General features: G+C 66.4%; 12 protein-coding genes and 1 tRNA gene. 9 read left to right on the top strand and 4 right to left on the bottom strand.

The genetic code is table 11. The annotated features are described in order from the left end of the window. The first annotated feature begins 35 nt into the window (after positions 1 to 35). The 3 genes from VL129_RS04075 to VL129_RS04065 all read left to right on the top strand — a co-directional run bounded on the left by VL129_RS04075 (position 36) and on the right by VL129_RS04065 (position 1328). Positions 36 to 121, top strand: a tRNA-Leu gene (locus tag VL129_RS04075). 346 nt (positions 122 to 467) lie between these two features. Further along, the gene (locus tag VL129_RS04070) at positions 468 to 680 is read left to right on the top strand and encodes a cold-shock protein (protein ID WP_021700367.1); all 213 of its coding nucleotides are present in this window, start codon (positions 468 to 470) and stop codon (positions 678 to 680) included. 144 nt (positions 681 to 824) lie between these two features. After that, positions 825 to 1328, top strand: a complete 504-nt coding sequence (locus VL129_RS04065) for an RDD family protein (protein WP_325410339.1) — start codon at positions 825 to 827, stop codon at positions 1326 to 1328. A 119-nt stretch (positions 1329 to 1447) separates the two neighbouring features. On the opposite strand, the gene VL129_RS04060 is transcribed toward VL129_RS04065, so the two are convergent. The 3 genes from VL129_RS04060 to VL129_RS04050 form a co-directional block, all read right to left on the bottom strand. Then, on the bottom strand, positions 1448 to 2389 hold the full coding sequence (locus tag VL129_RS04060; RefSeq protein ID WP_325410337.1) for an AEC family transporter: 942 nt from the start codon (positions 2387 to 2389) through the stop codon (positions 1448 to 1450). A gap of 81 nt (positions 2390 to 2470) precedes the next feature. After that, on the bottom strand, positions 2471 to 3031 hold the full coding sequence (locus VL129_RS04055; protein WP_039606073.1) for a response regulator transcription factor: 561 nt from the start codon (positions 3029 to 3031) through the stop codon (positions 2471 to 2473). A gap of 28 nt (positions 3032 to 3059) precedes the next feature. Beyond that, complete coding sequence (locus VL129_RS04050; protein ID WP_325410333.1) at positions 3060 to 4316, bottom strand: ATP-binding protein; 1257 nt, start codon at positions 4314 to 4316, stop codon at positions 3060 to 3062. A gap of 169 nt (positions 4317 to 4485) precedes the next feature. Here VL129_RS04050 and VL129_RS04045 point away from each other — a divergent pair, with 169 nt between their 5' ends. The 6 genes from VL129_RS04045 to VL129_RS04020 all read left to right on the top strand — a co-directional run bounded on the left by VL129_RS04045 (position 4486) and on the right by VL129_RS04020 (position 11767). Beyond that, on the top strand, positions 4486 to 5187 hold the full coding sequence (locus VL129_RS04045) for an SIMPL domain-containing protein (RefSeq protein WP_325410331.1): 702 nt from the start codon (positions 4486 to 4488) through the stop codon (positions 5185 to 5187). Positions 5188 to 5531: 344 nt separating this feature from the next. Continuing rightward, positions 5532 to 7874: a TonB-dependent receptor domain-containing protein gene (locus VL129_RS04040; RefSeq protein ID WP_325410329.1), complete on the top strand. Its 2343-nt coding sequence runs from the start codon at positions 5532 to 5534 to the stop codon at positions 7872 to 7874. Positions 7875 to 7997: 123 nt separating this feature from the next. Beyond that, a complete protein-coding gene (locus VL129_RS04035) occupies positions 7998 to 8627 on the top strand; it encodes a PepSY-associated TM helix domain-containing protein (protein ID WP_325410327.1) in 630 nt (209 codons plus the stop codon). A gap of 10 nt (positions 8628 to 8637) precedes the next feature. Next, on the top strand, positions 8638 to 9141 hold the full coding sequence (locus VL129_RS04030) for a DUF2271 domain-containing protein (RefSeq protein WP_325410325.1): 504 nt from the start codon (positions 8638 to 8640) through the stop codon (positions 9139 to 9141). A gap of 15 nt (positions 9142 to 9156) precedes the next feature. After that, positions 9157 to 10074, top strand: coding sequence for a DUF4198 domain-containing protein (locus VL129_RS04025; RefSeq protein WP_325410323.1), 918 nt, complete (start codon positions 9157 to 9159; stop codon positions 10072 to 10074). 160 nt (positions 10075 to 10234) lie between these two features. Next, a complete protein-coding gene (locus tag VL129_RS04020; RefSeq protein WP_325410321.1) occupies positions 10235 to 11767 on the top strand; it encodes a flavodoxin domain-containing protein in 1533 nt (510 codons plus the stop codon). A gap of 140 nt (positions 11768 to 11907) precedes the next feature. Here the strand turns inward: VL129_RS04020 and VL129_RS04015 are convergent, their stop codons facing one another. Next, positions 11908 to 13281 (bottom strand): efflux transporter outer membrane subunit, encoded by a 1374-nt coding sequence (locus VL129_RS04015; RefSeq protein ID WP_325410319.1) that lies wholly within the window; start codon positions 13279 to 13281, stop codon positions 11908 to 11910. Between the last annotated feature and the right edge of the window lie 15 nt (positions 13282 to 13296).

The following is a 13296-nucleotide window of genomic DNA, read 5'->3' as shown; positions in this document are numbered from 1 at the left end:
CGCCTGGCTTGGCCTCCCTATACTGCGCGCCCATTGCCTTGGTGGCGGAATGGTAGACGCAGCGGATTCAAAATCCGCCGTTGGCGACAACGTGAGAGTTCGAGTCTCTCCCAAGGCACCAGTCCGATAAGAAAATGTCCTTTTTCTATCCCCCGGCCGGGCTTGCCCGACCGTCCTTCCGCGTCAAGTCTCGACCCTGATACGACCGCCTCGACGGCCCAGTTGTAGCTTTTTCCCCGGAGCATTCCGGCCGTCATCAAAAGGTGCTGAGCGGGGGGTTGGCATTTGCCCGAAACTTCCGTAGAGTGCGCTGACTGTTTGCATGGGTCGCTGTTGAATCGTGACCTGGTGCGGTAGATCTTGACGATTTGCTCATCCCGCTCGACTTCTCTTATCTCCTGCAACCAGTTCCAGCTCCCTGTTGTCACAGGGACTGCCATCCACTCTAGTTTCAAGGAAATAAAGACATGTCGAATCGTCAAACCGGCACCGTCAAATGGTTCAACGATGAGAAGGGCTTCGGCTTCATCACCCCCGAAAGCGGTCCGGATCTGTTCGTGCACTTCCGTGCTATCGAAGGCAGCGGTTTCCGCAGCCTGAAGGAAGGCCAGAAGGTTACCTTCGAAGCCGTCCAGGGCCAGAAGGGCATGCAGGCTGACAAGGTCCAGGTTCTGGGCTAAGCAGCACGCAACACCCGAAGCCCCCGATGGAAACATCGGGGGCTTTTTTGTGCCCGCAACAACGCCCCGCCAGACAGCCAGGCCGCTCGCAATGGTTTATCGACAGCCCTAGAATGGCGGTCGATTTTTCCCGACGAGCTTCCCATGGCAACCGCGAAACGCATGCTCCAGCCCAGCGGCAACTTCCCGACAGCCGGCTTCGGCCGTCGCCTGGCCGCGCTTTTCTATGACTTCCTGCTCTGCGTGGCCCTGGTGATGGTAGTCACCCTGCTCTACCAGCAAGGCCTGCTGCGCCTGATCCACGGCGCAGACCAGCTGCAGGCGCTGGCCGAGGCCGGCGCCCTGGACAACGACCCGCTGCTGGCCAGCCTGCTGCTGCTGAGCCTGTTCGGCTTCTTCGCCAAGTTCTGGACGTACAACGGCCAGACCCTCGGCATGCAGGTCTGGGGCTTGCGCATACAGAACGCCGATGGCTCGGCCATCGACCTCTGGCAGGCGCTGCTGCGCTTCCTCGTCGCCATCGGCTCCTGGCTGTTCGTCGGCCTGGGCTTCGTCTGGATGCTGTGGGACAAGCAGTCCCGTACCTGGCACGACATCTATTCGGACAGCCACGTGGTGCAGCTGCCGAAGAACGCGCACAAGAAGTAGGGCAAAGCTGCGCAGGGTACAACGGCGCAGGGGTGGGCAATCGCCGCGCGAGTTGACCACCCTGCCCAACCGCACGAGCAAGCGTCGCGGCTGAAGCCCCTCCTACAGGACCTTTCGAATCAGATCCAACCGCCCCACTGCAGCGCGAACAACCCGAGGTTGGTGCTCAGCACCGCCATCAGGGTGGTCATCACGATGATCGCCGCCGCCAGTTGATAGTTGGAACCCACCGCCTTGGCCATCACGAAGCTGGCCGCCGCCGTCGGGCTGGCGAAGTAGAGAAACAGGATGCCCAGCTCCGCACCCCGAAAGCCCAGCCACCAGGCACCCAGCGTGGAAAGCGCCGGCAGCCAGATCATCTTCATCAGACTGGCGCTCAGCGCGGTGCCGCCGCTTTCGCGCAGCGAGGCCAGCGACAGCGTGGCGCCGATGCAGATCAGCGCCAGCGGCAGACTCATCTGGGCGAAGTAGCCCGCCGAAGTCAGCAGCCAACCCGGCAGCGGAATCCGCCAGTAGGCGAAGGGGATCGCCGCCAGCACCGCCAGCACCAGCGGGTTGCCGAGAATGCTCTTGGCAATGCTCCACGGATCGGTCTTGCTGCTCGGGCTGTAGAGCGCCAGCACCAGCGCCGAGAGCGCGTTGTAGCAGAGGATCACCAGGCCGGCGAGCACACCGCCCAGCGACAGCCCGAAGTCACCGTACAGGCTGCTGGCCAGCGCCAGACCGACGATGCCGTTGTTGCCGCGAAACGCGCCCTGCACATAGACCCCGCGATCCGCGTGCGGGCAGCGCCAGATCGCCCAGCCCCAGGCCAGCAGGAAGCCGGCGACCGTGGCCAGGGCGAAATAGATCAGCAATCCCGGCTGCAGCGCGGCGCCAAGGTCGGCGCGCAGGATGGCGAGGAACAGCAGCGCCGGCAGGGTGCCCTTGAAGACCAGGCTGGAGGCGGTGTTGACGAAGGCGGTGTCGATCCAGCCGAGGCGCTTGAGCAGGACACCGAGGAACAGCATGGCGAAGACCGGAGCGGTCACCGCCAACGTTTGCTGAATGAGAGCGAGCACGACAACTACCCGGAACTACGGCAAGAAGGCGTGCATGGTAACGCGCGCCCCGCCGCTCGCGAAGCGGGGCGCAGAGAAAGATCAGCGGCGGACCGGGCGCTTCTGCAACTTGCGCTGCAGGGTGCGACGGTGCATGCCCAGTGCGCGCGCAGTGGCGGAAATGTTGCCCTGGTGCTCGGCCAGCACCCGCTGGATGTGCTCCCACTGCAGGCGATCCACCGACATGGGGTTTTCCGGCACCAGCGAACTCAGCTCCACGTGCTCGGACATCAGCGCGGCCAGCACATCGTCGGCATCCGCCGGCTTGCACAGGTAATTGCAGGCACCGCGCTTGATGGCTTCCACGGCGGTGGCGATGCTCGAGTAGCCGGTGAGGATCAGCACGCGCATCTCGCTGTCCAGCTCCAGCAGCTTGGGCAGCAGGGCAAGCCCAGAGTCGCCTTCCATCTTCAGGTCCAGAACCGCGTAGTCGGGACTGTCCCGCGTCGCGATGACCAGCCCTTCCTCGGCACTGGAGGCCACGCTGACACGCAGCCCGCGACGCTCCATGGAGCGCGCCATCACGCGAGTGAAGGTGGCGTCGTCATCCACCAGCAACAGATGAGGCTGCTCATCTCCCTCGAACAGGACTTCTTCAGACATGCATGCTCCTTGGCTGCGGCATGGTCGATCAATGCAAACCGTAGAGGCGCGGCAAACGCAGCTCGGTGAGCGTACCACCCTCTTCGTGGTTATACAGTTTTACGGTTCCGCCGGCACGCGTCACGCTGGCCTGGCTGAGGAACAGCCCCAGGCCGAAACCCTTGCCCTTGGTGGTGAAGAACGGCTTGCCAAGCTGCTCGGCGATCGCCAGCGGCACACCGGCGCCATGATCGCGGATGGTTACCTTGATCCATTGGTGGTCCCAGCCCAGACGGATGGCCAGGTTGTCCGGCGAGGCATCGGCTGCATTGTTCAGCAGATTGAGCAGTGCCTGGGTCAGTTCGGCCGGCGGCATCAGGGTCGGCGGCGCGCCCTTGCCGACGCACTCATAGCGATAGGTCGCCTCGGGGCGCATCAGGTGCCAGCGCTCCAGTGCGGCCTCCAGCCACTCGCGCACGGTCTGTTCGACAATCTCCTGCCGCCGCTGCGCCTCGGCGGCGCGCACCAGGCTCTGCAGCGTGCCCTTGCAGAGCATCACCTGATCCTGCAGGACCCTGAGGTCGTCCTGCAGGCCCGGCGTCCCCTGGCAATCCTGAATCAGGTCCTTGAGCAGCACGCTCATGGTGGCCAGCGGCGTGCCCAGCTCATGGGCCGCGCCGGCGGCCTGGGTGGCCACCGCCAGCAGTTGCTGATCGCGCATGTCCGCCTCGCGGCGCTGGGCCTGCAACTGCTCCTGGAAGCGCAGCGCCTCGGCCATGCGCGCCACGAACACCGTGATCAGCAAGGCGGCGAGCGCGAAACTCAACCACATCCCGTAGACCATGATTTCCGCGGGCAGGGTAACCAGCAGCGTCAGCGGATGATGCGCGAACAGCAGCAGGCTGTAGCTGGCCAGCGCCAGCGCGGCCAGCACCAGCGTGTACAGCCAGGGGAGGGTCGCCGCGGCGATGGTCAGCGGCACCAGGTAATAGGACACGAAGGGGTTGCTGGAGCCCCCCGAGAAATACAGCAGCACGCTGTGGATGATCAGGTCGCAGGCCAGCTGTACGGCGTATTCCTGCTCGGTGACCGGCCATTGCTGGCGCAGCCGCAGGGCCGTGAACAGGCACAGCAGCGTAGAAACGCCGAGAATGATCGCCAGGGCGACCCAGGGCAGCACCACCACGCCGGACAGCCAGGCGACACCCACGGACGCCGCCTGGGCACTCAGCACCAGGACACGGATGAGCACCAGCCGGCCAAGGTTCTGGCGATTGGCGGAAAGTAGGAAGAGAGGGGCTCGCATAGTGGCTCCGGGCAGTCGCCCGAGTATAACCAGCGACTCTTTCGCCCCCCTGCGGCATAGCGCCGCAAGCGCGCCCGTGCCACCCTTGCGCGTGTCGACCGTTCGGGCGAAAGTCCCGCGCACCGTCTCTGCCCCGGCGCCCTTCGGCGCCGCATCCTGAGGAGTCATCATGTCCAGCTTGTCCCGCCTGTCGCTGCTTGCCCTGTTTACCTGTGCCAGCCTGCCCGCGCTGGCGGAGGAGCCCCGCTACAACCAGGTTTCCCTGCGCAGCGAAGTCAGCCAGGAAGTCGGCCACGATCGCATGCAGGTGACACTCTACACCGAGGCACAGGACAGTGACCCGGCCCGGCTGGCCAAAAAGGTCACCGAAACCCTCAACAGCGCACTCGGCAAGGCCCGCCAGAGCCAGGGCGTGACTGTCAGCCAGGGCAGTCGCGGCAGCTACCCCGTCTACGAGGAAAAGGGACAGAAGATCCGCGCCTGGCGCGAGCGCGCCGAACTGCGCCTGGAAAGCGCCGATTTCCCCGCGCTTTCCCAGCTGACCGGCGAACTGCTGCAGACCCTGAACATGGGCGGCATGAGCTTCAGCGTCTCCGACGCACTGCGCAAGCGCCACGAGGATGAGCTGCTGCGCCAGGCCGTGCAGTCCTTCGGGGCGCGCGCCAAGCTGACCAGCGAGGCGCTCGGCGGCACCGGCTACCGACTGGTCAACCTCAACCTGCACAGCAGCGGCTTCCCGCAACCGGTGTACCGCGCCCCGGCCAAGATGATGATGGAGGCCGCCAGCGATGCCGTGGCGCCGCAGGTCGAAGCCGGCACCACGCGCATCAGCATCCAGGCCGACGGCACGATCGAAGTGCTCATGCCCTGAGCCTCGAGGCCGGGCTGATCCCGGCCGACGATCTCGAAACCGCCACGCCCGGAGCCGCCCCCATCCTGCGGAACCGCGGCTGGACCTACCCGGCCGGGCTTATCCCGGCCGACGCAGGTGGCTGTACGCCACCGCATTCGCCCAGGCATCACCCCTCGCGCGCCAAGCGCCCGCCCCGGTCTTTCATCCGCTCTAGCCCGCCTCGCCCAGCGCCAACCGCGCCTTGAGCGCAAATTGCACTGAACGCAATTGAAAATACTTCTCAACACAATCGCGAATCATTATCATGCCGCTCCAGAAGGTCGAACGACCCATTCCCGCACAACACCATGGAGAGTTTCGCGATGCCCCTGCCCTTTGCCCGTACCGCGCTGGCCACCGCCCTGCTGGGCGCCAGCGTTGCCGCCGTAGCCCAGGACGCGCTGGTTCTTGGCGACACCGTTGTGAGTGCTGCCGGTTATGAGCAGAAGATTGCCGATGCGCCGGCCAGCGTAACGGTGGTCTCCCAAGAGCAATTGCAGAAAAAGCCTTTCGCGGGCCTTGCGGACGCCCTGCGCGACATCGAAGGTATCGACGTTGGCGCCGACCAAGACAAGAACGGCAACATCAGCATCACCATGCGCGGCCTGCCCAAGGAGTACACCCTGGTGCTGATCGACGGTCGCCGGCAGAGCGACATCGGCGATATCGGGCCGAACAACTTCGGCAATAGCCAGTTCATGTACATGCCATCCCTTGACGCCATCGAACGCATCGAAGTGGTACGCGGCCCGATGTCCACCCTCTACGGCGCAGACGCCATGGGTGGCGTGATCAACATCATCACCAAGAAGGTCAGGAAGGAATGGGGGGGCTCCATCAGTCACGGCCACACATTCCAGGAAGACTCGCAGTACGGCGACAACCACAAGACCGAGTTCTTCGCCAGCGGCCCGCTGGTGGACGGCCTGCTCGGCCTGGGCGTGCGCGGCAGTTTCTTCGAACGCGGTCAAAGCGATCCGGGCTACGTGGTCAGCGGCCTCAAGAACAGTGACGGCAGCGACTTCATCGACGAAGGCGGTTTCGGTGATCGCAAGTCCGTGACAGCCAAGAACTGGAATGCGGGTCTGACCCTCAACTTCACTCCCCATCAGGACCACGACTTCCAGCTCGAGTACGACGTAGCCAAGCAGCGCTACGACAACACCGGCGGCCAGGTCGGCACGCTGGACTCGGCGCAGAGCCTGTGGCGTGCGAGCAACCAAGGCGTTATCCAGCCGCGGGTCGGCTACACGGAAAGGCAGCGGGTCCAGCGTGAGCAGTTCGTCCTGGCGCACACCGGCCGCTGGAGCTTCGGCACCACCGACACCAGCCTGACCCGTAGCAACAGTGAAAACCTGGGCCGCTCCCTGCCGCTGACCGTGGCGGAGCGCGCGGATCTGCAAGCCATCTGGAATCAGGCAAAGGCCGATCAAGGCATCACCACGGCCGGCGGCAAACCGACACTGACGCCTGCCTTGAAAGCCCAGCTCGAAGCGGCATTCCTGCCCCGTGAATTGCGCACCCTCGAAATCGACAACACCATCTTCGACACCAAGCTGACCAACAGCATTGGCAACCATCACTACACCGTAGGCGCCCAGTACTTCCTGGCGGAAATGGAAGATGGGGTGTTCGGCATGGATGGCGCGGGCTACCAGAACGGCAAGACCCAGGATCACGAACAGTGGGCCCTGTTCGCCGAAGACAGCTGGGACGTGTTGGATGACGTGACCCTGACGTTCGGCGCACGCGTCGACGAGCACAACATCTTCGGCAGCCAAGTCAGCCCGCGCGGCTACGTCACCTGGCGCACCACCGAGAACTGGACGCTGAAGGGCGGCGTCAGCACCGGCTATAAAACGCCGAAGCCCAACGACCTGTTCGACGGCATCACCGGCTTCGGTGGCCAGGGCGTTTCCCCCATGGTCGGCACCCCCGACCTTCAACCGGAAACCAGCCTGAACTACGAAGTGGCCACCTACTTCGACAATCTCGACAACTTCAGCTTCAACGCCACACTGTTCCTCAACGAGTTCAAGGACAAGATCGCCACTGCCGATGCCGTGCCGAACTGCTACAACACCAGCGGGGTCAAGTACCTGAACAGCGGTTGCGTGGACATCGGGCCGGGCTGGGCGGAACTTGGCTACACCACCTTCTCGCAGAAGACCAACGTGGACAAGGCGACCACCCAGGGTATCGAGCTGGCGGGCCGTTGGCAGATCATCAACAGCCTGGCCCTGAGCGGTAACTACACCTACACCGACAGCGAGCAGAAGAGCGGCAACAACAAGGGCTTGCCGCTGGTGAACACCCCCGAGCACATGGCCAACGCCACGCTGAGCTGGGATGCCACCTCGAAGCTGAACCTGAGCTTCATCACCGAAGCGCGTGATGAGCGCTTCCGCGGTACCGCAACGACCACCGGCCCGCAACCGGAGACCGTCGAGTTGTACTACAAGTCCTACGTCCTCAATCACCTGGGCGCCAGCTACAAGTTCGACGAGAGCCTGTCGTTCAATGCCCGTGTGAACAACGTGTTCGACAAGGACCTCAGCACCCGCTCGTGTGAACCCGACGGTTCGGGCTCCTGGACCTGCAGCAACGACTACAACGTCGCCGAAGCAGGCCGCAGCTACTGGCTGTCGGCAAACTATCGCTTCTGACCCCTGAACACGGCCCCTCATCAGCGGATGACGGGGCCGTCTCGTTGCGAATGTATGTTATTGGTAAATCCCTAACATCCGCACCCTGAAGCCCCGTAGAATCCCGCCCCATTCCTACTGGCCTTGTGCCGTAACCCCACCTACCGGAACCAGTCTCCCATGCGTCTCTGGCTCGGCACCCTCCGCCAATGGCACTGGATCAGCTCGGCGCTCTGCCTGGCCGGCATGCTGCTGTTCGCCGTCACTGGCATCACCCTGAACCACGCCGGACAGATCGAAGGCAAGGCGCAGGTCTCCAGCCGCATCGAGCAACTGCCCGAACTCCTGCAGGAGCGCCTGCTGGCGGAGACGCCCGAGGAGGGCTTGCCGGCCGAGCTGGCCGACTGGCTGGAAGACCGCCTCGACCTTCGCCTGGCCGGGCGTGAGGCCGAGTGGTCGGATGGCGAGCTGTACATCGGCCTGCCGCGTCCCGGCGGCGACGCCTGGCTGAGCCTGGAGCTGGCCTCCGGCGAACTGGAGTACGAAGTCACCGATCGCGGCTGGATCGCCTACTTCAATGACCTGCACAAGGGCCGCCACACCGGCACGGCCTGGAGCTGGTTCATCGATCTGTTCGCCGTGGCCTGCGTGATCTTCTGTGTCACCGGTCTGTTGTTGCTGCATCGCCATGCCGTGGGGCGCCCCAGCACCTGGCCGCTGACCGCGCTGGGTGTGGTGATCCCCGTCGTGCTGGCTCTGCTGTTCATTCATTAAGGAAACCCATATGCGCAAGCACCTGCTGCCTCTGGTGGTTCTGTTCAGTCCGGCGGCCCTGGCTGCCGACCTGGACATCAGCGTGGAAATCCCGCGCCTGGACGTCGCCGAGTACCACCGCCCCTACGTGGCCCTGTGGCTGGAAACACCGGACCAGAGCCACGTGGCCAACCTGGCCGTGTGGTACGACGTGAAGATGAAGGACAAGGAAGGCGAGAAGTGGCTCAAGGACCTGCGCCAGTGGTGGCGGCGCAGCGGCCGTAGCCTGGAAATGCCGGTCGATGGCGTTTCGGCCGCCACCCGCACGGTGGGCGCCCACCAGTTGAGCTACAAGGGCAGCGAAGCGCCGCTGAAGTCCCTGCCGGCCGGCAACTACAACCTGGTGGTGGAAGCCGCCCGTGAAGTCGGCGGGCGCGAGCTGCTGCGGGTGCCCTTCACCTGGCCGCAGGCTGCGACCGCCACCGCCCAGGGCACCAGCGAGCTGGGCGCCATCACCCTCACCGTCAAACCCTGATCAAGGAAGCCGCTCATGAATCGCCTGCTGAAATGGACCGCCCTGGCCCTGGCCGTCACCCTGCCCCTGTCCGCCCAGGCACACCGTGCCTGGATGCTGCCGTCGGCCACCGTGCTGTCGGGTGAAGAACCCTGGGTTACCGTGGACGCCGCCGTCTCCAACGACCTGTTCTACTTCGAGCATTTCCCCCTGCAGCTCGAGGGTGTCGGCAAGCCGCTGGCCCTGCCCGCCCGTGGCCCGCAGGCCGCACCGGCCGCCGCGCAAGGTGACAAGCCGGCCGCGCCGGCGCCGATGCGCCGCCCGGCCAACAAGCTGGTGATCCTCGCACCGGACGGCAGTCCAGTGGAGCCGCAGAACGGCGCCGTCGGCCGCTACCGCACCACCTTCGATGTACAGCTGACCCAGAAGGGCACCTACAAGCTGGCCGTGGCCAACCAGGGCCTGATGGCTTCCTGGAAGGAAAACGGCGTCGCCCACCGCTGGATGGGCAAGCTCGAGGACCTGAGCAAGAGCATCCCGACCCAAGCCGACGAGCTGCGCGTGACCCAGGGCAGCAACCGCATGGAGGTGTTCGTCACCTCCGGCGACACCACCACCAGCGTGCTCAAACCCACCAAGGTCGGCCTGGAACTGGTGCCGGTCACCCACCCGAACGACCTGTTCGCCGGGGAGACCGCCACCTTCGATTTCCTGCTCGACGGCAAGCCGGCGGCGGACGTGGACGTGACCGTGATCCCCGGCGGCAACCGCTACCGTGACGCCACCAACGAGCTGACCCTGAAGACCGACGGCAAGGGCCGCCTGACCGTCACCTGGCCGGCGCCGGGCATGTACTGGCTGGAAGCTGAGCTGCGCACCGACAAGGGCGTGAAGAAGCCGGTCACCGAGCGCCGCGCCTCCTACAGCGCCACGCTGGAAGTGCTGGCGCCCTGATTCGCCGCCCCTGGTCCTGCCGGGATTTGCGTGGGAGCGGACTTGTCCGCGATGAGGTGCACTCCGAAGCCAGCGGCTCGCGGACAAGTCCGCTCCCACAGGCAGGTCGCAGTCCCACAGGCAGACTCCGCTATTCGACCTGTTCCAAAGGAGTACCCGCATGCCACGCTGGCTCGCCTACTGGCCATTCGCGGCCTGCCTGCTGCTGGCTGCGCTGCTGTTGGCCTGGCAGCCGTCGCGCGAACTGTCCGCCGCCCTGGTGACACTGGCCTGGCTCGGCCTGTGCGGCCTGGCCTGGCGGCGCGCGCGTGCGAAGCCTGCCCTCCCCGTCGATGACCACCTGCTGATCGCCTACGCCAGCCAGGGTGGCCAGGCGCGCCGGATTGCCGAACGCAGCGCCGAGCAACTCGTGCGGGGCGGCCTGCCTGCGGCCGCCGTGCCGCTGGATGCGCTGACGCCCCGGGATCTCGTGCGCCAGCGCCGCCTGCTGCTGGTGCTGGCGACCTACGGCGAGGGCGAGGCACCCGACAACGGCGCCCGCTTCCTGCGCCTGCTGGACCAACAGACCGACCTGCGCGAGCTGCAATACGCCCTGCTCGGCCTGGGCGACCGCGCTTACCGGCAGTTCTGCGGCTTCGCCCGCGCCGTGGATGAGCGCCTGCGCCAGGGTCAGGCCACCCCGCTGTTCGACCGGCTGGAAGTGGACCGGTTGGCACCCGCCACGCTGAGCCGCTGGCAGTGGCAGCTGGCCCAGCTGAGTGGCCAACAGGACTACGAGGAATGGGCTGCGCCCGCATTCAGCCCCTGGCGGCTGGCCGAGCGCGGCTGCCTGAATCCCGGCAGCCAGGGCGCTGCGGTCTACCGCATCCGCCTGGAGCCGCTGGACGGTCCCGCGCACTGGCAGGCCGGCGACATCGCCGAGATCGCGCCACGCCTGCCGTCGGCGACGGTCCGCCAGAAGCTGCGCGCATTGCGGCTAAGCGAGCCGGACGACGCGCTTATCGGCGAGCTGGCCAGCCGCCGCTGGCCGGCAGCCGACGCTTCCCTGGCCGGCATGCGCGTTGACCAACTGCTGGAACAGCTCCCGCGCCTGAACCACCGCGACTACTCCATCGCTTCACTGCCCGCCGACGGTGGCGTGGAGCTGCTGGTGCGCCTGACGCACACCCCGGATGGCAGCCCGGGTCTGGGCTCCGGCTGGCTGTGCCGGCACGCCGAACCCGGCGAGCGCATCGATCTGCGGCTGCGTGCCAACCCGTCCTTCCAGTTGCCGAACATCTGCGGCCCGCTGATCCTGATCGGCAACGGCACCGGCCTGGCCGGGCTGCGCGCGCACCTGCGCGAACGGCAAGCGCTGGGCCAGCACGGGCACTGGCTGCTGTACGGCGAGCGTAACGCCGCCCATGACAGCCTGCTGACGGAGGAGCTGGAAGACTGGCTGGCCAGCGGTCACCTGGCCCGGCTGGACCGGGTGTTCTCCCGCGACCAGGCCGAGCGCCGCTACGTGCAGCACCAGCTGCGCGACCAGGCCGGGACACTGCGTCAGTGGATCGACAGCGGCGCCAGCCTGCTGATCTGCGGCAGCCTGGAGGGCCTGGGCCGCGAGGTGGATGCCCTGCTGCGCGGGCTGCTCGGCGCGGAACGGGTCGATGAGCTGGCCAGGAATGGGCGGTATCGGCGGGATCTCTATTAGGGGGTGGCGCCGCAGCCGGCGCTTTTTCCGGCCGCCGGGCGCGCCTGACGGCGCGTTGGTACGGGATCGTGCAGACCGCCGAAGAATCAGGTGGGGTGGTCGGCGCGCCAGCGTTTTGGCCGCCGCTTGAGGTCGCCGCCCTACCCCTGCTCGCCGAACCCGCCGCCCAGGGCCTTGTACAGGGCCACCTGGTTGAGCAGTTGCGCCGAGGTGTTCTGCAGGAAGGTGTCGCGGGCGGAGGACAGCGTCTGCTGGGCGGTGAGCACGGTCAGCAGATCGGTCGCACCGGCGCGGTACTGGGTTTCCGCCAGCTGGAAGGTGCGCTCGGCGTTGGCCAGCACCTGGCGTTGGCTGGCGTACTGCAACTGGCCTTCGCGCACGGTCACCAGCGCGTCCTCCACATCCTTGAGGGCGGTGAGGATGGTTTGCCGGTAGCTGGCGACCAGTTCCACGTAGCGCTCTTCGCTCAGGTCCACCTGGCCGCGCAACGCACCGCCACGAAAGATCGGCTGCAACAGCGAGGCGCCGACGCTGGTGACCAGCCCCGCCGAGCTCAGCCCGGACAACGCGGCATCCTGCAGGCTGGCCGAGGCGCTCAACGACAGGCTGGGGAACAGCGCGGCGCGGGCCGCGCCGATGTTGGCGTTGGCGGCGCGCAGCTGGGTTTCGGCGCGGCGCAGGTCGGGACGGCGCAGCAGCAGTTCCGACGGCAGGCCGGTGGCGATCGGGTCCGGCAGCAGCAGATCGTGCAGCGAGCGGGCTTCGATGCGTTCGGCAATGCCCTGCGGGGCTTCGCCCAGCAGCAGCGCCAGCGCCGTTTCGGCGGTCGCCACCTGCTGGCGCAACCCTGGCAGCGCCGCGCGGCGCTGCTCGACCAGCGTCTGCTGCTGCACCCGTTCCAGTTCGGTACCGGCGCCCAGCCGCACCCGGGCCTCCACCACGGCCATCACCCGCTCGGCGCTGGCCAGGTTTTCCTCGGCCAGACGCAGGCGCTCGCGCAGCTCCAGCACCTTGAAGTAGCTGGTGGCCACCGAGGCATTCACGGTCAGCGCCACGCTGTCGCGCTCGTAGGCGGTGGCCCGGGCGCTCAGTTCGCTGCTGGTGCGGCTGTCACGGTTCCTGCCCCACACATCCAGCTCGTAGCTGGCGGACAGGCCGGCGCTGTAGCGGGTGCTGGCGGCCCCGCCCTCGCTGTCCGAATGCGTGCCGCCCAGGGTGCCGTTCAGGCTGGGCAGCAGGGACGCACCGGCGATGCGCGCCTGGATATCGGCCTGGCGCACCCGGCTCATCGCGGTGGCCAGGTCCAGGTTGCCGGTCTGGGCCTGGAGCATGAGCCGATCCAGCTCGTCGCTGCCGAACAGCTTCCACCACTCGCTGATCAGCGCCTGACCGCCCGCCACCGGCTGGCCCCAGTGGGCCGGCAGCCGCAGCTCGGGCTCGTCGAAGGTCGGCGCCAGGCTGCAGCCGGAGAGCAGGATGGCCGAGGCCAGCAGGGTGAGCAGCGGTTTGTGCACAGCGATACCTCTACG

Source organism: Pseudomonas sp., from assembly GCF_035497915.1.
Classification (GTDB): domain Bacteria; phylum Pseudomonadota; class Gammaproteobacteria; order Pseudomonadales; family Pseudomonadaceae; genus Serpens.
Note: the sequence above shows the minus strand (reverse complement) of the source record. Positions and strands in the feature narration are given on the sequence as shown.

Coding starts and splice junctions, on each gene's coding strand:
- VL129_RS04025 (WP_325410323.1), top strand. CDS start 9,157: ATGAATCGCCTGCTGAAATGGACCGCCCTGGCCCTGGCCGTCACCCTG.
- VL129_RS04020 (WP_325410321.1), top strand. CDS start 10,235: ATGCCACGCTGGCTCGCCTACTGGCCATTCGCGGCCTGCCTGCTGCTG.
- VL129_RS04055 (WP_039606073.1), bottom strand. CDS start 3,031: ATGTCTGAAGAAGTCCTGTTCGAGGGAGATGAGCAGCCTCATCTGTTG.
- VL129_RS04045 (WP_325410331.1), top strand. CDS start 4,486: ATGTCCAGCTTGTCCCGCCTGTCGCTGCTTGCCCTGTTTACCTGTGCC.
- VL129_RS04070 (WP_021700367.1), top strand. CDS start 468: ATGTCGAATCGTCAAACCGGCACCGTCAAATGGTTCAACGATGAGAAG.
- VL129_RS04030 (WP_325410325.1), top strand. CDS start 8,638: ATGCGCAAGCACCTGCTGCCTCTGGTGGTTCTGTTCAGTCCGGCGGCC.
- VL129_RS04065 (WP_325410339.1), top strand. CDS start 825: ATGGCAACCGCGAAACGCATGCTCCAGCCCAGCGGCAACTTCCCGACA.
- VL129_RS04040 (WP_325410329.1), top strand. CDS start 5,532: ATGCCCCTGCCCTTTGCCCGTACCGCGCTGGCCACCGCCCTGCTGGGC.
- VL129_RS04050 (WP_325410333.1), bottom strand. CDS start 4,316: ATGCGAGCCCCTCTCTTCCTACTTTCCGCCAATCGCCAGAACCTTGGC.